Annotated in this window: 18 protein-coding genes and 1 rRNA gene; 17 read left to right on the plus strand and 2 right to left on the minus strand. The window is 69.9% G+C overall.

From position 1 onward, the window contains the following. Nucleotides 1-128 precede the first annotated feature (128 nt). The 14 genes from rrf to G1H11_RS23840 all read left to right on the plus strand — a co-directional run bounded on the left by rrf (nucleotide 129) and on the right by G1H11_RS23840 (nucleotide 13,412). Nucleotides 129-246 (plus strand): 5S ribosomal RNA (gene rrf / locus G1H11_RS23775). Nucleotides 247-521: 275 nt separating this feature from the next. Then, complete coding sequence (locus tag G1H11_RS23780; RefSeq protein WP_163821119.1) at nucleotides 522-938, plus strand: hypothetical protein; 417 nt, start codon at nucleotides 522-524, stop codon at nucleotides 936-938. 101 nt (nucleotides 939-1,039) lie between these two features. Then, nucleotides 1,040-1,705, plus strand: a complete 666-nt coding sequence (locus tag G1H11_RS23785) for a hypothetical protein (RefSeq protein ID WP_163821120.1) — start codon at nucleotides 1,040-1,042, stop codon at nucleotides 1,703-1,705. Between the two features lie 213 nt (nucleotides 1,706-1,918). Beyond that, nucleotides 1,919-2,320: a single-stranded DNA-binding protein gene (locus G1H11_RS23790; RefSeq protein ID WP_163821121.1), complete on the plus strand. Its 402-nt coding sequence runs from the start codon at nucleotides 1,919-1,921 to the stop codon at nucleotides 2,318-2,320. Between the two features lie 22 nt (nucleotides 2,321-2,342). Next, nucleotides 2,343-3,410: an HAD-IIA family hydrolase gene (locus G1H11_RS23795; protein WP_216844088.1), complete on the plus strand. Its 1,068-nt coding sequence runs from the start codon at nucleotides 2,343-2,345 to the stop codon at nucleotides 3,408-3,410. 79 nt (nucleotides 3,411-3,489) lie between these two features. Next, complete coding sequence (locus G1H11_RS23800; RefSeq protein ID WP_216844089.1) at nucleotides 3,490-3,735, plus strand: hypothetical protein; 246 nt, start codon at nucleotides 3,490-3,492, stop codon at nucleotides 3,733-3,735. Between the two features lie 4 nt (nucleotides 3,736-3,739). Then, complete coding sequence (locus tag G1H11_RS23805; RefSeq protein WP_163821123.1) at nucleotides 3,740-4,546, plus strand: TlyA family rRNA (cytidine-2'-O)-methyltransferase; 807 nt, start codon at nucleotides 3,740-3,742, stop codon at nucleotides 4,544-4,546. Beyond that, nucleotides 4,543-5,478: an NAD kinase gene (locus tag G1H11_RS23810; RefSeq protein WP_163821124.1), complete on the plus strand. Its 936-nt coding sequence runs from the start codon at nucleotides 4,543-4,545 to the stop codon at nucleotides 5,476-5,478. Before G1H11_RS23805 ends, G1H11_RS23810 begins: the two co-directional genes overlap by 4 nt. Nucleotides 5,479-5,535: 57 nt before the next feature. After that, on the plus strand, nucleotides 5,536-7,335 hold the full coding sequence (locus G1H11_RS23815) for a DNA repair protein RecN (RefSeq protein WP_425501275.1): 1,800 nt from the start codon (nucleotides 5,536-5,538) through the stop codon (nucleotides 7,333-7,335). Then, nucleotides 7,332-8,522, plus strand: coding sequence for a putative cytokinetic ring protein SteA (gene steA / locus G1H11_RS23820; protein ID WP_163821125.1), 1,191 nt, complete (start codon nucleotides 7,332-7,334; stop codon nucleotides 8,520-8,522). The genes G1H11_RS23815 and steA overlap by 4 nt, the downstream gene beginning before the upstream one ends. A gap of 1 nt (nucleotide 8,523) precedes the next feature. Beyond that, a complete protein-coding gene (locus G1H11_RS23825; RefSeq protein WP_163821126.1) occupies nucleotides 8,524-9,606 on the plus strand; it encodes a copper transporter in 1,083 nt (360 codons plus the stop codon). Continuing rightward, nucleotides 9,606-10,556, plus strand: a complete 951-nt coding sequence (locus tag G1H11_RS23830; RefSeq protein WP_163821127.1) for a hypothetical protein — start codon at nucleotides 9,606-9,608, stop codon at nucleotides 10,554-10,556. Before G1H11_RS23825 ends, G1H11_RS23830 begins: the two co-directional genes overlap by 1 nt. A 16-nt stretch (nucleotides 10,557-10,572) precedes the next feature. Next, nucleotides 10,573-12,171, plus strand: a complete 1,599-nt coding sequence (gene murJ / locus G1H11_RS23835; protein WP_163821128.1) for a lipid II flippase MurJ — start codon at nucleotides 10,573-10,575, stop codon at nucleotides 12,169-12,171. 101 nt (nucleotides 12,172-12,272) lie between these two features. Next, nucleotides 12,273-13,412 (plus strand): glycosyltransferase family 4 protein, encoded by a 1,140-nt coding sequence (locus G1H11_RS23840; RefSeq protein WP_163821129.1) that lies wholly within the window; start codon nucleotides 12,273-12,275, stop codon nucleotides 13,410-13,412. Nucleotides 13,413-13,715: 303 nt separating this feature from the next. Here the strand turns inward: G1H11_RS23840 and G1H11_RS23845 are convergent, their stop codons facing one another. Next, a complete protein-coding gene (locus G1H11_RS23845; protein ID WP_163821130.1) occupies nucleotides 13,716-14,012 on the minus strand; it encodes a winged helix-turn-helix domain-containing protein in 297 nt (98 codons plus the stop codon). A gap of 340 nt (nucleotides 14,013-14,352) precedes the next feature. Here G1H11_RS23845 and G1H11_RS23850 point away from each other — a divergent pair, with 340 nt between their 5' ends. Continuing rightward, on the plus strand, nucleotides 14,353-15,003 hold the full coding sequence (locus G1H11_RS23850; RefSeq protein WP_163821131.1) for a hypothetical protein: 651 nt from the start codon (nucleotides 14,353-14,355) through the stop codon (nucleotides 15,001-15,003). A gap of 66 nt (nucleotides 15,004-15,069) precedes the next feature. Beyond that, nucleotides 15,070-16,752: a CTP synthase gene (pyrG, locus tag G1H11_RS23855; RefSeq protein WP_163821170.1), complete on the plus strand. Its 1,683-nt coding sequence runs from the start codon at nucleotides 15,070-15,072 to the stop codon at nucleotides 16,750-16,752. A 14-nt stretch (nucleotides 16,753-16,766) separates the two neighbouring features. Here the strand turns inward: pyrG and G1H11_RS23860 are convergent, their stop codons facing one another. Continuing rightward, complete coding sequence (locus G1H11_RS23860; RefSeq protein ID WP_163821132.1) at nucleotides 16,767-17,321, minus strand: TetR/AcrR family transcriptional regulator; 555 nt, start codon at nucleotides 17,319-17,321, stop codon at nucleotides 16,767-16,769. A 122-nt stretch (nucleotides 17,322-17,443) separates the two neighbouring features. On the opposite strand from G1H11_RS23860, the gene G1H11_RS23865 reads away from it, so the two are divergent. After that, nucleotides 17,444-19,024, plus strand: a complete 1,581-nt coding sequence (locus G1H11_RS23865) for an MFS transporter (protein ID WP_163821133.1) — start codon at nucleotides 17,444-17,446, stop codon at nucleotides 19,022-19,024. The last annotated feature ends 8 nt before the right edge of the window (nucleotides 19,025-19,032 follow it).

The raw sequence follows: 19,032 nt of genomic DNA on the forward strand, positions 1-19,032 counted from the left end.
CTATACGGTTCCCGGAATACGGTCCGGACACCCCACACACACCCACCCACACCCCACCACACAAGGCGGGGGTGCACGGCCAGGGGCGTGTGTGGCGGGTACACACGTATTGACAATTCCCATAACGTTCCGGCGGTCACAGCGAAGCGGGAAACGCCCGGTCCCATTCCGAACCCGGAAGCTAAGCCCTTCAGCGCCGATGGTACTGCCCCGGAGACGGGGTGGGAGAGTAGGACACCGCCGGACACACACCACACAACCGAGGGCCACCCCCACAACCAGGGGGCGGCCCTCGGTTCATTTCCACCACCAGCCAGAATGGTGTGACGGAACACGGCCGGAGAGGGAGAGTGGCTGTATGGCGGAGCGAGGCGACGAGCGTCCGGACGAGTCGGTTGACAACGGCGGTGAGGACGCGAAGAGCCGAGGTTCGGATGCAGCCGGCGCGAGGAAGCCAGACCGTAAGGACGCTTCCCGCCGACAGGATCGTCCCGGCTCCGGTAGCCGAAAGCCATTCAAAGGTGAGCGCGGGAAGCCTGACGGCAAGGGCCAGCGCCCGCGCCTCGCCGGCGGCGGCCGGGACGAGCGCGGCCGCCAGGACGAGCGGCGTGGCAGGCGTGATGATCGCCGTAGCCCAGGAGGCCAAGGGCAAACTCGTGACGGCTCCGGCGACCGTGGAGGTGCCCGCGGCGGCGGTGCCGGAGGGTCCGCCCCGCGAGGCGGCACAGGCAACCGTTCGCCGCGAGACGGTGACGACCGGCGTCAGGGACCAGGGCCGCGTCGGCGTGATGACTCTGCCGGCCGGCCCGGCGGCAAGGGTCCGCGGAGGAACGACGGCGCGGGTGACCGGCGGCGCGGGGACGGCGGAGAGCGGCGCACGTCGGGAGGACGGAGCGAACCGGGTGACCGCCCGGATTCGCGGAGCCGGCGGCCAGTAGAAGACCGCGGCGGTCCTCGTTCGGGTCCGCCGTCGCGTCGCCCCGGTGGCGAACGTACCAGCAGGCCGGATCGTGACGCCGGACGCGCGGATCGTGGGCCGGTGGTCGAGGACCCCCCGATCGATGAGGATGTGACCGCCGCAGATCTCGATGAGATGATTCGCTCCGAGCTGAGCGGTCTGTCCGGTGGTGCGGCCAACGCTGTGGCCCGGCACCTGGTGATGGCGGGCCGGTTGCTCGACGAGGATCCGGAGGCCGCGTTCGCGCATACCCTGGCGGCGCGCCGGCGGGCGAATCGGATCGGGGTGGTGCGCGAGGCGGCCGGGATCGCAGCGTACCGGGCGGAGCGTTACGCCGAGGCGCTCTCGGAGCTGCGCGCCGCCCGGCGTATGACGGGCTCCGCGGAGTACTTGCCGATGATGGCCGACTGCGAGCGGGGCCTGGGGCGGCCATTGCGCGCCTTGGACCTGTCGGCGGATCCCGCGGTGACCGGCCTGGACACCGCGAGCCGCATCGAGATGCTGATCGTCGCCGCGGGGGCGCGCCGCGACCTCGGGGAGCATTCGGCCGCGGCCGCCTTGCTCCAGGTTCCCGAACTCAGGGCGAGCGGGCACGAGGAATGGGTAGTACGTCTGCGCTACGCGTTCGCGGACGCCTTGGAGGCGGCGGGACGCGATAAGGAAGCGCAGCGCTGGTTTGCCCGGGCAGCCGAGGCCGACGTGGACGGCGAGACCGACGCCGCGGAACGAGCCGGCGTATCCGGCTGAGCCGGTCTGTGCATATAGCCCGACGCGGGTCGCGGGGCGCTGGCTCACAGCCACCACGAGCCGGTGCGCGCAGCCTCGTCGCTGGCCTGATCCACAAGGCGAACTTGGCCCTTGCTGTTGTCCACATACTTGAGTTGACGAGGCCGGAACGGGGTCAGCTTGCTGAACGATAGAACGCGTGGGAACCACGTGACGTCTATCGAGGAGTGAGCCATGAGTGGGCCGCGGCGAGTGATCGAGCATCGCAATGAGATCAGGCTGGTGGGGAGGGTGGCGGCCGAGCCGAGCGTGTCGGTCCTGCCCAGCGGAGACGAGGTGGTGACGGCCCGCCTGGTCGTCGAGCGGCCGCCGTTCCCGGCGGGGAGGGGTCGCCGAGCGCCGGTGGACACGCTGGTGTGTTCGGCGTGGGGCCAGCCGATGCGCCGGCAGTTGCGGATGTGGCTTCCCGACGACGTCGTCGAGGTGACGGGCGCGCTCAGGCGGCGATTCTGGCGAACGGGCGACGGGCCGCGCAGTCGCTATGAGATCGAGGTGGACACGGCTGTCCGCCTGGCGCGAGGTGCGCCGGGAGAACTGGGCACGGCATCCGAGGCGAGCCCCGTCGCGAGCAGCTAGGGACTGCGGGGAGAATGGACGCGTGACTGTGCCGACGCCGACCGAAGACGAGATCGACACCCGGGTACTGGCGCACGTGTATGACGTCGCGCTGCTGGACCTCGACGGCGTCGTGTACATCGGCGCCAGCGCCGTGCACCATGCGCCGGAGGCGCTGTTGGCCGCTCGTGAAGAGGGCATGCGGCTGGCGTTCGTCACCAACAACGCCTCGCGGGCGCCCGAGGCGGTCGCCGCGCACCTGACCGAGCTCGGCATCGAGGCGTTCGACGGCGAGGTCGTCACGTCCGCTCAGGCGGCGGCGCGGCTGCTGGCCGAACGCCTGCGGCCGGGTGCCAGGGTTCTGGTGGTCGGTGGCGACGGCCTTCGATCGGCGCTGGACGAGAAGGGCCTGGTGCCGGTCTCGTCGGCTACGGACGCGCCGGAGGCGGTGGTCCAGGGGTTCGCACCGCAGGTGGATTGGCGTGCTCTCGCCGAAGGTTCCTACGCTGTGGCACAGGGCTTGCCATGGATCGCGAGCAACGCGGACCGGACCATCCCCACGCAGCGCGGCATCGCCCCCGGCAACGGTGCCCTGATCGAGGTCATCCGCGCGGCCACCGGACGGGAACCGGTTGTCGCGGGCAAACCGGAGCCGCCGATGCACCGGGAAGCCATGCTACGCAGCGGCGCCGTCCGCCCGATCGTCGTCGGTGACCGGCTCGACACCGATATCGAGGGCGCGGCCCGGGCGGGCGCGGACAGCCTGCTGGTGTTCACTGGTGTGGCGACGGCGGCGGATGCGGTACTCGCGCCCGCGCAAGCCCGTCCGATGTACCTCGGCGAGGATCTGCGGGCGTTGCACCTACCGGGCGCGTCGTTGCTGGTGCGCGCGGGGAGTACCCGGCGCGGCGCTTGGTCCGCTGCGGTCGATGGGGGTGTGGCACGGCTGCAACGGTCCCCAGGCGACGGTCGCGAGCCGGCCGGCACCGCCTCCGACGAGGTCGACGGCCTGGACGCCGTGCGTGCGTTGTGTGGGGCGGTGTGGCCGTCGCCGCAACCCGTGGATCCGGATTCGGTCTACAGGGCACTTCGCGACGCGGGCATCGAGTGACCGTCCGGTCCCGGCCCATGGTCGTTCCACGGTATCGATCACCGGGCGCAGAGCGATGCGGACGTAATACCGTGGAGCCATGCAGGAGGAGTCCACCCATGCGGGTCCTGGAATGAACCATCAGCCATCGGCCACGGCCGGAGCCACCGCCGACGCCGGCGGCACCGGTGACTCCGCAGTCGATGAAGCGTTGAGCACGCTGAACGGGCTCGAGTCGCAACCGGTTCACCGCCACGCGGCCGTGATCGAGAACGTGCACCAGGCTTTGCGTGACCGGTTGGCTGACGAGCCGGTGGACGAGCAGCTCGGCGAAGGTCAGGGCTGAACCGGTGGCCCCTCGCCGGCGTCTCGACGCCGAACTGGTTCGACGCAAGCTGGCCCGCTCGCGCGAGCACGCCGCCACACTCGTCGCCGACGGACGAGTACGTATCGCCGGAATGACCGCCACCAAGCCGGCCACGTCGGTCGACCCGGCCGTCGCGCTGGTTGTGGTGGAGGCACCGACCGGGGAGGACTACGTGTCGCGGGGTGGGCACAAGCTCGCCGGCGCGCTCGACGTGTTCGCCGCGCATGGCCTGGCCGTCTCGGGGCGGTGGTGCCTCGATGCGGGGGCGTCCACCGGCGGTTTCACCGACGTCCTGCTCCGGCGCGGCGCGGCAGGCGTGGTGGCGGTCGACGTCGGCTACGGCCAGCTCGCGTGGTCCCTGCGCTCGGACCCACGGGTGCAGGTTCATGATCGAACCAACGTGCGCGATCTCACGCCGGACATGATGGACGCCCCTGCCGACCTGGTCGTCGGCGACCTGTCCTTCATCTCGTTGCGGCTTGTCCTGCCGGCACTACGTGAGATCGCCGCTGACGGCGCCGACTTCGTGCTCATGGTCAAACCACAGTTCGAGGTCGGCAAGGACCGGGTCGGCAAGGGCGGCGTCGTCCGGGAGCCCGGGCTTCGGGCGGAGGCTGTCCACGCCGTGGCGGCGTCGGCGGCCGAGATCGGCCTCGGATGCGCCGGAGTCACGGCGAGCCCGCTGCCCGGGCCTTCGGGGAACGTGGAGTACTTTCTGTGGCTCCGGGCCGGTGCACCCGCGCCGGATCCGGCGACCATACGGCGCGCCGTCGAGGAAGGGCCGCAATGAGCCGGACCACCAGGGGTGACCGCACCGTTCTCATCGTCACTCACCCGGGACGCGAAGAGGCGCGGCTGGTCGCCAAGGAGGCGGTCCAGCGTTTCACCGAACAGGACATCGGCGTGCGGGTGATGGCCGACGAGTCGGCCGAGATGCCGGACCTCCCGCTCGAGCTCGTGGACGTGGTGGCTCAGGGAGCCGATTCCGCCGACGGATGCGAGCTGGTGGTGGTACTCGGCGGCGACGGCACCATCCTGCGCGGCGCGGAGGTGGCCCGCCCGTCGGCCACACCGATCCTGGGGGTCAACCTGGGACACGTGGGCTTCCTGGCCGAGTCCGAGCGTGACGCGCTGAGCTACACCGTCGACCGCGTGGTCTCCCGGCAGTATGTGGTTGAGCAGCGGATGACAGTGGACGTCACCGTCCGGCACAACGGCTCGGTGCTCGCCCGCGGCTGGGCACTGAACGAGGCCAGCATCGAGAAGGGCACCAGGGAACGGATGCTCGACGTGGTCGCCGAGGTCGACGGGCGGGCGTTGTCGCGCTGGGGTTGCGACGGAGTGGTGATGGCCACCCCCACGGGCTCCACGGCCTACGCCTTCAGCGCCGGCGGCCCGATCGTCTGGCCTGACCTGGAAGCGCTGCTGATGGTGCCGATCAGCGCGCACGCGTTGTTCTCCCGGCCACTCGTGGTGTCTCCGGCATCCGAGCTGGCGGTCACGCTTCAGCCGAGGTCGACGGGCGCGGTGTTGTGGTGTGACGGCCGGCGCGCCGTGGAGCTGCCCGCCGGCTCCCGCGTCGAGGTCCGGCGAGGGGAGTGGCCGGTGCGGTTGGCGCGACTGCATGAGGCGCCCTTCACCGACCGCCTGGTGGCGAAGTTCGCGCTGCCGGTGGAGGGCTGGCGCGGACGCAGGGACGAGGCTCCGCGGGACGAGCGCTGACGCCACGCCCGCGCGGCAACCCGCGAGCGGTGGTGTGGTGGGCTAGGCTGGATTGTCGTGCTTCAAGAGATCCGGATCCGTGGGCTGGGCGTCATCGACGACGCCCAGCTAGAGCTTGGACCCGGTTTGACGGTCGTCACCGGAGAGACTGGCGCCGGCAAGACCATGGTGCTCACGGGCCTGGGGTTGCTCATGGGTGGCAAGCCCGACGGCGGCGCCGTCCGCGCGGGCGTCGAACGCGCCGTCGTGGAGGGTCGTCTCCGGGTGGATGCCGGCAGTCCCGCGGTGACCCGCGCCGTCGAAGCCGGTGCCGAGCTGGAGGACGACGAGCTGCTTCTGAGCCGCACGGTGCTCGCCGGCGGGCGGTCGCGAGCCTACGTCGGGGGCCGAAGCGCGCCGGTGAGTGTCCTGGTGGACCTCGCGGAGGAGATGGTCGCGGTGCACGGCCAGAGTGACCAGCAGCGCCTGCTGCGTTCATCTCGGCAGCGCACCTCGCTGGACCGGTTCGCTGGCGCCGCCGTGGCGGAGCCGCTGGCCGAGTACGGGGCACGCTACGACCGGTTGCGAGCCGTGGACGCCGAGCTCACCGAGGTGACCACCCGGGCACGGGAGCGCGCTCAGGAAGCCGACCTGCTCCGGTTCGGGCTGAACGAGATCGAGCGTGTCGATCCGCAGCCCGGCGAAGATGTGACGCTGCGTTCGGAAGAGGACCGGCTCGCCTACGCGGACGCGCTCCGGACCGCCGCGGAGACGGCCCACGGGTACCTGTCGGTGGACGAGACCGGCCCCGACCAGGTGGATGCACTGACCTTGCTCGGCTCCGCACGGCACGTGCTCGAGCCTGAACGCGGACACGACCAGCGGCTGGCCGCGCTCGCAGACCGGCTCGCCGAGGCGTCGTACCTGCTCGGAGATGTCGCCGCGGATCTCGCCTCGTATGCCAGCGGCCTGGAGACCGACCCCGCTCGCCTGGCAGAGGTGCAAGACCGCCGGGCGGCGCTGACCGATCTGATCCGCAAGTACGCCGATCCGGCTGCGCTCACCGCCGAGACCGGCGCGGACGACGGCCCCGGCGAGGGCGCGGTCGGCGAGATCGATGCGGTCCTGGCCTGGGCTGAGCAAGGGTCGCGCCGGCTTCTGGAGCTCGACGGCGACGACGAGCGCGTTGTGGCGTTGCGGGAGGAACGAGACTCACTGCGGGCCGAACTCGACCAGCTGGCGGCCACCATCACCAAGGCGCGCACCGAGGCCGCCCAGCGGTTCAGCGAGGCTGTCAGCGTCGAGCTCACCGCTTTGGCGATGCCGCACGCCCGGGTCGTCGTCGAGGTACGGCCACGTGCAGAGCTCGGACCGCACGGCGCCGACGACATCGAGATCTTGTTCAGCGCGCACCAGAGCGCCAAACCCAGGTCGCTGGAGAAGGGCGCATCCGGAGGCGAGCTGTCCCGGCTGATGCTCGCCATCGAGGTGGTGTTCGCGGGCGCCGACCCAGTGCCCACGTTCGTGTTCGACGAGGTCGACGCGGGCGTCGGCGGCAAAGCCGCCGTAGAGGTCGGCCGCCGGCTTGCCGCACTGGCCCGGCATGCGCAGGTTCTTGTCGTCACCCATCTTCCGCAGGTGGCGGCATTCGCCGATCGGCACCTGACGGTTGTCAAGTCCGACAACGGAAGCGTGACCAGTAGCGACGTGCAGAACCTCGATGACCAGGCCCGGATACGTGAACTTTCCCGGATGCTCGCGGGGCAAGAGGACTCCGCCTCGGCGCGGGCGCATGCCGAGGAGTTGCTCGCCGCGGCGGCCGCCAGCAAAGGGCGGTCGGCGGACGGCGGGGGACGCATGGCAGGATACAGCCAGTGAGGATGCCAATGCTGCGCCGACGCAGGTCTGAGGGTCTGCCTGGTGTCACCGGCGTCGTCCGGCTTGACCATCGGACGAAGAACATCACCAAGCGGCTCAAGCCCGGCGAGATCGCCATCATCGACCATCTCGACATCGACCGGGTGAGCGCGGAGGCTCTCGTCGCCTGCGAAGCGGGTGCCGTGATCAACGTGCGCCCCTCCGTGAGCGGCCGGTACCCGAACCTCGGACCGGAGATCATCGTCGAGGCCGGCATCCCGCTCATCGATGACGTCGGCCCGGATCTGTTCAGTCAAGTGCGCGAGGGCGAGGTCCTGAGGGTCGACGGCGACACGATCTACCGCGACACCGCGGACAAGAGCATTGCCGTGGGGCAAGGAACCAAGCACACCGACGAGAGCCTGGCCAAGCTCATGCACAGCGCCCGGGAGGGCCTGTCGGCTCAGCTCGAGGCGTTCGCTGCCAACACCATGGAGTACCTCAAGCGCGAGCGGGAGCTGCTCCTTGACGGCATCGGCGTCCCCGACGTGCGCACGGCGTTCGAGGGCCGGCACGTGCTGATCGTCGTCCGCGGTTACGACTACAAGGAAGACCTCGTCGCACTGCGCCCGTATATCCGCGAATACCGCCCGCTGCTGGTCGGCGTCGACGGTGGCGCAGACGCGCTGCTCGAGGTGGGCCTGACTCCCGACATGATCGTCGGCGACATGGACTCGGTGTCGGACAACGCGCTGAGCAGCGGTGCCGAGCTGGTGGTCCACGCCTATCGGGACGGGCGCGCGCCAGGCGCGGGCCGGCTGGAGCGCATGGGCCTCTCCGGGGTGCCGTTCCCGGCCGCCGGCACCAGCGAGGACGTCGCGATGCTGCTCGCCGATCACAAGGGTGCTGAACTGATCGTGGCGGTGGGTACCCACGCCACGCTCATGGAGTTCCTGGACAAGGGCCGATCCGGCATGGCGAGCACGTTCCTCACCCGCCTTCGCGTGGGAGGCAAACTGGTCGACGCCAAGGGCGTGAGCAGGCTTTACCACAGTCGGGTTTCGACGTCGCTGATGTGGTTGCTCGTCATCGCCGGCGCCGCGGCCGTGGCGGCCGCACTTTTTTCAACGCCCACCGGGCAGGCCTACCTCGACATCATCGGCTCGTGGTGGGACCGTTTCTATTACTGGCTTCGAGGACTGTTCTAGAGTGATCGACTTCCGATATCACCTCGTCTCGATCATCGCCATCTTTTTCGCGCTGGCGGCAGGCATCGTCCTGGGCGCCGGGCCGTTGAGCGAGACGATCGACGACACCCTGACCGAGCAGACCTCCCAGCTGCGCGAGGAGAACCGCCGGCTGCACGAGCAGCTGGACTCCGCCGCCGAGGAGAACGCCTACCAGGAGGTATTCCTCCAGGAGGTGACGCCCCGGCTCGTCTCCGACCAGCTCGACGGCGCGCGTGTCGCCATCATCGCCATGCCTGGCGCGGACGACGAGCTGATCGGCGCCGTCCGGGAAGGCATGGAGCGCTCTGGAGCGCAGGCCGAGCTGACGGTCCGGATCCAGCCAAGCTGGACCGACCCGGATTCCGAGCCTGTGCTCGACCAGCTCGCCACGGAGCTCGTGTCGACAGGCACCGAACTCGGTGCGGGCAACGGCTTCGACCGGGGCGCCACAGTCCTGGCATCGGCGTTGCTGAGCGAGCCGGCGGAGAACGGCATGCCGGACGAGGCGGCGGACACCGTGAACACCACCGTCGTGACGGCGTTCGAAGAAGCCGACCTGGTGCAGTTGGAGCAGGACACGTCCACTGCGCCGTCGCTAGCCGTGATCGTGGCCGGCGCCGTCTCCGGAGACGACGGCGAGGAGCGGCTCGCCCGTCTTGTCACCCTGATGGGTCAACTGCGTGGGGCCAGCGGCGGGGTCGTGCTCGCCGGGCCGCTCAGCAGCGTCGACGGCGGACTGATCGGCGCGTTGAGGGGATCCGACGTCGCGGAACAGGTTTCCTCCGTTGACGTCGCCGACCAGCCCAGCGGCCGGGTGGCGATCGTCTTCGCCCTCACGGAGCAGCAGCGAGGCGAAGCCGGGCATTACGGCATCGGTGGCGGCTCGGACAGCGCGCTGCCGCCGGTTCCCGACACGGCGGCGCCCACCGACGAGACGGACGGAACCGACGAGGGCGGTGACGCCGGTGACGGTGACCCAGGAGACGGTGACCCAGGAGACGGTGACCCAGGAGACGGTGACCAGGGTGACGGTGACACCGGTGACGAGGGCGGTGACGAGTGATGGGCGCGAGCCGAACCGTGGGCGCGGCCGTCGCCGCCGCGGCGGCCGGAGCCGTCACGTGGGCCCTGACGAGGCGGTGGTCGGATCGCCCGCCGCGTGTCGGCGCGACCTGGATCACCCCGCCGGTGCAGACTCGCCAACCTGAGGGCCGCCAGGAGCTCGGGGAGCCCGATCCGTTCAGCGAGCAGCCTCATGCCGGCCATCAGTCTCAGCCTGACCGTGACGACCCCTTGTCGGCGGGCTGGTTGCGGACGAACTTCCACGGGGAGACCGTCTCCTTGGTCGCCGGGCCGGCCATGGCTGCCGGCGCGGCGGCCGGTATCGCGCTGGCGCCAGGACTCAGCCGTGCGGCGCGAACGGCCGGTGTGGGCAGTGCGCTTGCCATCGCCGCGGTCGGACTCTATGACGACCTCGCCGGGGACTCCTCGAGCAAGGGACTTCGCGGTCATCTCAGCGCGCTTCGCGACGGGAACCTGACCAGCGGCGCGGTCAAGGTCGGAGTGATCGGGGTGAGCGGCCTGGCCGGGGCGGCTCTGGTGAGTGACAATCCGTTTGACGCCGTGGTCGGCGGTGCTGCCGTAGCCGGACACGCCAATCTGTTGAACCTCCTGGACCTTCGGCCGGGACGCGCGGGCAAGGCCGCCCTCATGCACAGTCCGCTGGTTCTGCGCGGGCCGGCCGCACCCGTCGGCGCGGCCACGCTGGCCGCACTGGCCGCCACCCTCCCGGACGATCTCGGTGAGCGGACCATGCTCGGAGACGCGGGAGCCAACACACTTGGCGGCCTTCTCGGGCTGGCCATGGTGGCCCGCGAGGGCAGGAGGGCACGCCTAGCTCATCTGTTCGTGGTCACGGCGCTGACTCTGGCGAGTGAGAAGGTCAGCTTCACCAAGGTGATCGAGAACACGCCGATCCTTCGCGACCTCGACCAGCTCGGCCGTCGCGCCTGAGCGCCAGGGGAGTGGTGTGAGCGCGCGGCGGGTCGCCGCCGGTGTCACGGCGGGCATCGCCGGAGGCGCGGCACTGATCGCGGCGATCAGCGTGCTCGCCCGCGTCGTGGGCTTCGGCCGCCAGCTGGTCTTCCAGTACGCGGTCGGGCAGACCGTGCTGGGCGAGATCTACGCGACCGTCAACGCGCTGCCGAACGTCGTATTCGAGATCGTCGCGGGAGGTGCCCTCGCGAGCGTGGTCGTTCCCCTGATCGCCTCTGCCGCGAGCCGGGGTGACACCGCCTACGTGCGCCAGACGGCCTCCGCGCTGCTCGGGTGGACGCTGATCGTGCTCGTGCCCGTGGCTCTGCTTGGCGCGGCGCTCGCCGGTCCCATCGCGGAGGTGATGCTGCGCGGACGCGGCGGCGCCGAGGGCGTCGAGGTCGGGCGGACGATGTTGCTGCTCTTCCTGCCCCAGATACCTTTGTACGGCATCGCGGTCGTGACGGCAGGAGTCCTGCAGGCACACCGGCGCTTCCTGGCGGCGGCCCTCGCACCGGTGGTGTCCAGCATGGTGGTCGCCGCGACGTTCGTAACCTTCGCGTACGCGTTCCGCGGTGGTGACCGTAACGACCTCTCCTCCCTGGACCGCCGTTCCGAGCTCATCCTGGCCGGCGGCACCACCGTCGGCGTCATGCTGCTTGCGATGACCACGCTGGTCCCGATGCTGATCCGGGCTACCGGCCTGAGTCCGACGCTCACCTTCCCGCCCGGGGTGGCGCGCCGCGCGGCCGGCCTGGCCGGAGCCGGGATCGCCACGCTCGCCGCGCAGCAACTGGCATACCTCACGTCGTATCTGATGTCGAACGAGCATGCGGGCACCGGCGGCGCCGTGACGTTCCTGAACAGCTGGATGGTCTACCTGCTGCCGTACGCGGTCCTGGCGGTGCCCATAGCCACCGCCGCGTTTCCGCGGTTGACCATGCATGCAGAGAGCGATCCCGGGGCCTACGCCCGCACCCTGGCACGATCGACTCGTGCGGTCCTGACCGCGTCCGCCGTGGGGGCAGCGATGCTGATCGCCACCGCGTGGCCGGTGGCCCGCTTCTTCGGCCTCCTGGACCGGGGTGACGTCGGCGTCGACCGGATGGCGTGGGCGCTGCTGGCGTTCGCACCGGGCCTGCTCGGTTACGGACTCGTGGCTCTCCTGGGCAGAGCGCTGTTCGCCCGGGGCCAGGGACGAGTGGCGGCGACGGCGATGGCGAGCGGCTGGCTGCTGGTGCTCCTCGCCGCGGTGGTGCTGGCCGGGGCCGTCGACGAGGAACGGGTCACAGCCGCGCTGGGTGCGGCGCACACGCTGGGGCTGACGGTGGCAGGCGGCCTGCTGCTCCGCGCGGTGGTGGCCGACTCCGGGCGCGCCGCGTTGCTCGGCGTGGGGCGCACGCTCGTCAGCGTCGTCGTGGCGGGTGGCGCGGGTGCGGCTTCCGGCTGGTGGGTGGCGAGCGTGATGCCGGATGAGGGCGGCCGGGCGGTGGTGTTGTCCGGGGTGGCCGGCGCGGCTGTCGCGTTCGTGGTGACCGGAGCGGTGGTCGTCGCGACCGATCGGCAGGCGCTGAGCGCAGTGCTGAGAAGATGACGTCTGCGTGCCTCTGGGACCGCGGGGCAGGGCGGACAGACGGTCGCCGGCGCAGAAGCGCTGTATGGGGCGGATGACGCGAGAACGGGTGTGGAGGTGTGATGACGGAGCGAGTTCGGGTTGCCATCGTGCTGTCGACGAGCAGTGGTGGAATCGGTCGCCACGTCCGGTCGCTCGTCGACCGGCTGGAGGCGCGTGGCGTCGAGCCGCACGTCGTCGCACCTGCGGTGACCGGAGAGAACTTCGGGTTCACGGCACCCGCGTCGGGGAGCGCGCCGGTGCATACGCCGGTCAGGTTCAGTGCTGTGGAGATTCTCACCCGGCCGCGGCCACGCCACGACATGCGCGCGGTCCGAGCGCTGCGTCGCCTGCTCCGGGATGCGGATGTGGTGCATGCGCACGGCTTCCGGGCCGCCGCGTTGGCCGGGCTCGCTCTGGGCCGCCGCCGCGCCGGGCGCACGCCGCTGGTCGCCACGTGGCACAACGCCGTGCTTGGCAGCCCGCCCCGGCGAGCATTGCTCGTGGGACTGGAGCGCCTCGCCGCGCGCCGCGCGGACGTCACTCTGGGAGCGTCGGCGGACCTGGTCGAGCGTGCTGCCGCACTGGGTGCCGACGACGCCAGGCTGGCGCCGGTGGCGGCTCCCGCGATGCCGCCTCCGTCCCGTAGCCGTGCCGAGATGCGGGCCGAGCTCGGCGCAGCCGATCGTCCGGTTGTTCTCGCCGTGGGCAGGCTGGCCCCGCAGAAGGACTACGAGACTCTCCTGGCGGCCGTCGCCCGCTGGGCCACGCGTGAGCGGCAACCGCTCGTCGTCGTGGCCGGTGACGGCCCGGAGATGGACCGGCTGCGCCGAGACGCGGACAATGCGCGGATCGACGTGCGTTTCCTGGGGCACCGTGACGATGTGCCGGAGCTGCTCAACGCTGCCGATGTCTACGTGATCACGTCTCGCTGGGAGGCAAGGGCCCTGGTCGTGCAGGAGGCGATGCGCGCCGGTGTTCCGGTGGTGGCTACGGCCGTGGGTGGGCTTCCTGAGCTGGTCGGCGAGGATGCGCTATTGGTTCCGGCGGCCGACCCCGGAGCCGTGGCGGCGGCTGTGACCCGCCTGCTCGATGATCCCGGGCTGCGGACGGAACTCGCGGAACGGGCCCGGCTCCGGTCGCGGCAGTGGCCGGACGAAGACGGCACCGCCGACCAGCTGGTGCGGATCTACCGGGAACTGGCAACCCAGCCATCCCCATGATCATCGACGTTCGACCGAGCCAATGACGCGGCCAAACGTTGATGATCATGGGGACTGCGGCTGCCCATCCCCGATGTTGATGATGAAACCGTAGACCTGAACCGCGGAATGCTCAATCACCGGCCGGCATGAACATGCTGGACGCGCACGGCGGCCGATGGTCGGAGCGGCGGATGGCCGCCGTGCCGGAATCGTTACCACAAGGCCTCACCGGCATGAACAGGTTCCGTGCCGTCCGGGTAGCACAGTCGGCGCCCTGGTACGTACCGGTAGCGAGGTCAGGCCGGACGACGATCGCCCGGCCTAGTACTGCTCCTCGTCGACGCCGACATCGACGGCCGAGTTCTCCGGCGGCGGAGCCGCGATGTAGTGCCCTTTCGCGGGAAGTGTGGCGATCAGCCCACGTTCGCGGAGAATCTGGGTAGCCCGGCGGGCCGTGCCAATCGACACGCCGAACTGCTTGGCAAAATCACGTTCACCCGGCAGTCGGGTGCCCGTCTTCAGCTCGTTGGTCCTGATGAGTTCTTCGATGTGAGCGACCAGCCTGTTGTACAGGTACTCTGGTCCGCCTCCTTCGGGATCAAAATCCGGAACGCCCATGTCGTTCAAGCTAGGGGCGGCCCGATGGGAGGCTGAGCATGAGGACGGCGGTCCGCGGAGTGCTCCGGTGGGGTGCGGGCGGACGCATTCCCGCGTCGGCGCTGGTCAGCCAGAACTACCATGAAACCTACCCGTTGTCCCGGTGTGGAGGGTAGCCACCCCGCGGACCGTCAGACCGGCTCGTCGGCGTTCATGTTCTGCGGGCGATGACGCACGACCAGCGCATACTGCCGTGCCCCGGACGCCACCGGACGCGAACCCGCGATCTGGCGGCGACGGGCGCATCATCGACCAGACGGAAAGTGGGCGAACCGTGTCGGACAGATTTCCCGCGAATCCCATGACGATCGAACTCACGATCGCGCAGAGACGGCTCTGGTGGCACGGCGACGAACACAGTCCGGCGCCGGAAGACTGGCACGTCTCGGCGGACATCTGGGCGTTGAGCGCGCATCCTCCCGGAGACCGGCACGTCGGCGATCTGTCGCTCACCGTGGCGGCACTTGGGCGCGAACCCCACGCGCTGGACACCATGGCATTGAGCGAGTGGGCCCTCGCCTTCCTGAACGAGGCACACGCTGCGGAGGCGGGAACACTGCCGCCGGATCTCGACTGGGTCACACCCGGTCCGGAACGGATCGTGGTGGTCAGGCAGCTCGAGGTGGCGCCGGGCTGGCGCGGCTTGTCCGCAGGCGCGACGTTGCTGGCGTCGGCGCTGAGCGCGTTCGTCCCGTCCGCTCGGCTGGCGATCGCGCAGGAGTCGGCAGCCGCGCCGTCGGACGTTCACGATGCCGAGGCCGCTGCGATCACAGCGGCACGCTGGGCGACCCTTCTGCGCAGGACGGGGTTCCGCGAACGCGGAAGTGTGCACGTGCTCGATCTCCACGATCCGGCCTTGTCCACGGCGCGGCGCGCGATGATCGACGGGGCGATGAACGATGGGGCGGGCATCGACGGGGAGGGCGGCGAAGGCGACACCGCGCGGGATTAGCGGCGCGTCCCTCGGCGAGTTGGGTATGAACCAGCCAAGTGACTGTTAGGCTGGAGGCCCGTGGGAATGAAGCCAACAAAACACGTCTTCGTCACTGGGGGCGTCGCGTCCTCCCTGGGGAAGGGCCTGACGGCGTCGTCGCTCGGGAATCTTCTCTCGGCGCGCGGCCTGACCGTCACGATGCAGAAGCTCGATCCGTACCTCAATGTCGATCCGGGAACCATGAACCCGTTTCAGCATGGAGAGGTCTTCGTCACCGAGGACGGTGCGGAGACGGATCTGGATATCGGGCATTATGAGCGGTTCCTGGATCGGGACCTCACCAGGATCGCCAACGTCACCACCGGGCAGGTCTACTCGGATGTGATCGCCAAGGAGCGCCGGGGCGAGTATCTCGGTGACACCGTCCAGGTGATCCCACATATCACCAACGAGATCAAGGACCGCATGCTCGCCATGGGCGGTCCCGACGTCGACGTGGTGATCCACGAGGTCGGCGGAACCGTCGGTGACATCGAGTCGCTGCCGTTCCTGGAGGCCGCGCGGCAGGTCCGGCACGACGTCGGCCGCGATTGCTGCTTCTTCCTGCACGTGTCCCTCGTGCCGTACCTGGCACCCTCGGGCGAGCTGAAGACCAAGCCGACCCAGCACTCGGTGGCGGCGCTGCGGCAGGTGGGCATCACCCCGGATGCCATCGTGTGCCGGTCGGACCGGCACATCCCCGAGGGCGTGAAGCAGAAGATCTCGCTGATGTGCGACGTCGACCCCGAGGCCGTGGTAGCGGCCGTCGACGCTCCGTCCATCTACGACATCCCGAAGGTCCTGCACTCCGAGGGACTGGATGCCTACCTGGTGCGTCGGCTGGGCCTCTCGTTCCGGGACGTGGACTGGTCGGCGTGGGAGAACCTGCTCCGCCGGGTCCACCACCCGAAGTATGAGGTCACGGTGGCGCTGGTGGGCAAGTACGTGGACCTGCCGGACGCCTATCTTTCCGTGACCGAGGCGCTGCGCGCCGGCGGATTCGCCGAAGATGCGCGTGTGAACATCCGCTGGGTCGTGTCGGACGAGTGTGAGACGCCGGCCGGTGCCGCGCAGCATCTGTCCGACGTCGACGCCGTGTGTATCCCGGGCGGTTTCGGCATCCGGGGCATCGAGGGCAAGCTCGGCGCCAGCCGGTATGCGCGTGAGCAGGCAATCCCTACCCTCGGTCTCTGCCTGGGCCTGCAGTGCATGGTGATCGAGTACGCGCGCAATGTGGCTGCGCTGGACGGAGCCAGTTCCACCGAGTTCGATCCCAGCACGCCTGCGCCGGTGATCGCCACCATGGAGGACCAGAAGGAGATCGTCGCGGGTTCCGGCGACCTCGGCGGCACCATGCGGCTCGGTTCGTATGCCGCTACCTTGAGTGACGGCACCGTCGTGCGGGAGCTCTACGGGTCGGCGCGCGTGTCCGAACGGCATCGCCACCGGTTCGAGGTGAACAACCAATACCGGGAGAAGCTCGCCTCGGCTGGGCTGGTGATCTCGGGTACGTCTCCGGACGGGCGCCTGGTGGAGTTCGTCGAACTGCCGGCCGACGTGCACCCGTATTACGTCGGCACTCAGGCACACCCGGAACTGAAGTCCCGTCCCACCCGGGCCCATCCGCTGTTCTCCGGCCTTGTCGCCGCGGCGGTACAGCGGCAACAGGAGATGCGGCTGCCCGTGGACGTCGAACCCGAACCGGTAGCGGGCAGCTCGGCGCACTGAACCGGACTGGCGAGTCAGCGCATCGCCTCGCCCGCGGTGACAGCTTTTGCCTGCTTGGCGAGGCGACCGGTGAGGGCGGCCAGAAGCTCGTCGTCGGGAACCGACAACCCAGCGAGCGCACGCAAGTAGAGGCCGTCGCCCACGAGCCGGACGATCTCCGCGGTGACCGGGTCGGAGATCCTGCGCCGCAGGATGTCCTCCCACCGGCTGAAGATGTCGGCGACGAGCTGGCGGGCCTCGCTGCTCGCGACGTCGTTGGTGCGCAGGGAGGCGACCAGGGACCACATCAGAGCGGCGTCCGAACTGCCCGGGACGGACACCCGCAGGTAGAAGGCGACGATGTCCTCGGCCTGCTCGGCTTCCTGGAACTCGTGCTCGGCGGCCTCGCACATACGCTGGACGAAGGAGTCGAGCATGGCTTCCTTGGTGGGGAAATGGTAGAGCAGGCCGCCCTTGGAGACACCGGCGTGGTCGGCGACCGACTCAAGCGTCACGGCGTGCAGCCCCTCCTGCATGAGGATCCGCTGGAGGGCATCGAGGATTCGATCGCGCGAAGAGGGTCGGGCCATGCGTGTTAGTATACCGTCCGGACGGTTTAGTGTACCGTCTGGACGGTTGAGCGACATGCGAGTGCGGTCCAGGTTTCGGTGAACCCTGTGCCAGCACCGCACAGCAGGGGAGTGTGCCGGCGATGACGGTCGAATGTGCCGAGGGGCAGCCCGGCCAGCGGGCTGGGCGGCGCGAATGGGGCGCCTTGGGCGTTCTGGTGCTGCCGGTCCTGCTCATCTCCATCGACAACACGGTCCTCGGCTTCGCGGTCCCGCACCTGAGCGAGGGGCTCGCGCCGAGCGGGCCGCAGCTGCTGTGGATCGTCGACATCTACTCGTTCATGCTCGCCGGGCTCCTGGTGACCATGGGAACGCTCGGCGACCGCATCGGCCGCCGCCGGTTGCTCCTGGCCGGTGCGGCGGGTTTCGGTATCGCGTCCGCACTGGCGGCGTACGCGTCGTCGCCGGAGATGCTGATCGCCGCACGCGCTTTGCTGGGCTTCGCGGGAGCCACTCTGATGCCGTCGACGCTCTCGCTGCTGCGTAACATCTTTCTGGATCAGCGGCAGCGCACTACGGCCATCGCTGTGTGGGCGACCATGTTCTCGGTGGGTTCCGCGCTCGGGCCGGTGGTCGGGGGATGGTTGCTGGAGCACTACTGGTGGGGATCGGTCTTCCTGCTGAACCTGCCGGTGATGGCCGTCTTCCTGGTGCTGGCGCCGACACTGGTGCCCGAGTCGAAGGACCCCAACCCGGGACGCTACGACCTGGTCAGCGCTGGTCTCTCCCTGGTCGCGATGATCTCGGCGGTCTACGGCATGAAGTCGCTCGCCTCGCACGGCCTGGGAGCGGCCGGCGTCGCCTCCTTGAGCGCCGGAGTGCTCCTCGGCGTGCTCTTCGTCCGGCGCCAGCGCACTCTCGACGCTCCGCTGCTCGACATCAAGCTGTTCTCCAACCGCGGATTCAGCGTCTCGGTCATCACCAACATGCTGACCATGATCGCCTTCATCGGCGCGCTGTTCTTCATCACCCAGTACCTGCAGATCGTCCTCGGGCTCAGCCCGATGCGCGCGGCGTTCGTGCTGGTGCCCGGCCTGACGCTGGCCATCTTCACCGGCCTGTTCGTCGTCCGCCTGATGCGGCGGGGCGGTATCGGCCCGCTGCTGCTCGGTGCGTTGCTGGGCGTGGCCGCCGGCTACGCGCTGATGACCCAGTTGCCGGACACGTCCAACCGTGGGGTGTGGCTGCTCGCGGTGGGGTTCACGCTCGTCGGCGCGGGGGTCGGGGCGGCGAACACCATCACCAACAACACGATCATGTCGGCCGTCGGACCGTCGAAGGCGGGAGCGGCGTCGGCGATCTCCGAGACGGCATACGAGGTAGGAGCGGCCATGGGCACCGCCATCCTGGGCACCATCGTCACCGCCGTCTACGCGTCCGGCCTGGCGGGTGTGCCGGGAATCTCTGCCGCGGGCATGGACGAGGCGCGCCAGACACTGGGCGGCGCGCTCAATGTGGCCGCCGATGTCGGCGAGACGGCGGGAACGGCACTGATGCGGGAGGCAGGCGCGGCGTTCACCAGCGCTGTTCACGTCACCAGCCTGATCGGGGCGATTCTGGTCGCCTTCGCGGCGGTGCAGGCGTTCCTGGTGCTGCGTCGTCCCGTCCGGATCCGCGCCGGTGCGGAAGAACCGACATCGTCCGGCGGCCGTGGCCGCGCGTAGGGTGGTGA

Origin of the sequence: Phytoactinopolyspora alkaliphila, assembly GCF_010550695.1 — a bacterium.
Taxonomy (GTDB): Bacteria; Actinomycetota; Actinomycetes; order Jiangellales; family Jiangellaceae; genus Phytoactinopolyspora; species Phytoactinopolyspora alkaliphila.

Bases quoted from the DNA above. Each gene is read 5' to 3' on its own strand.
- G1H11_RS23830 (WP_163821127.1), top strand. From the start codon at position 9,606: ATGGGCGCGAGCCGAACCGTGGGCGCGGCCGTCGCCGCCGCGGCGGCC.
- G1H11_RS23810 (WP_163821124.1), top strand. From the start codon at position 4,543: ATGAGCCGGACCACCAGGGGTGACCGCACCGTTCTCATCGTCACTCAC.
- G1H11_RS23860 (WP_163821132.1), bottom strand. From the start codon at position 17,321: ATGGCCCGACCCTCTTCGCGCGATCGAATCCTCGATGCCCTCCAGCGG.
- G1H11_RS23850 (WP_163821131.1), top strand. From the start codon at position 14,353: ATGACGATCGAACTCACGATCGCGCAGAGACGGCTCTGGTGGCACGGC.
- G1H11_RS23800 (WP_216844089.1), top strand. From the start codon at position 3,490: ATGCAGGAGGAGTCCACCCATGCGGGTCCTGGAATGAACCATCAGCCA.
- G1H11_RS23790 (WP_163821121.1), top strand. From the start codon at position 1,919: ATGAGTGGGCCGCGGCGAGTGATCGAGCATCGCAATGAGATCAGGCTG.
- G1H11_RS23840 (WP_163821129.1), top strand. From the start codon at position 12,273: ATGACGGAGCGAGTTCGGGTTGCCATCGTGCTGTCGACGAGCAGTGGT.
- pyrG (WP_163821170.1), top strand. From the start codon at position 15,070: ATGAAGCCAACAAAACACGTCTTCGTCACTGGGGGCGTCGCGTCCTCC.
- G1H11_RS23845 (WP_163821130.1), bottom strand. From the start codon at position 14,012: ATGGGCGTTCCGGATTTTGATCCCGAAGGAGGCGGACCAGAGTACCTG.
- G1H11_RS23865 (WP_163821133.1), top strand. From the start codon at position 17,444: ATGACGGTCGAATGTGCCGAGGGGCAGCCCGGCCAGCGGGCTGGGCGG.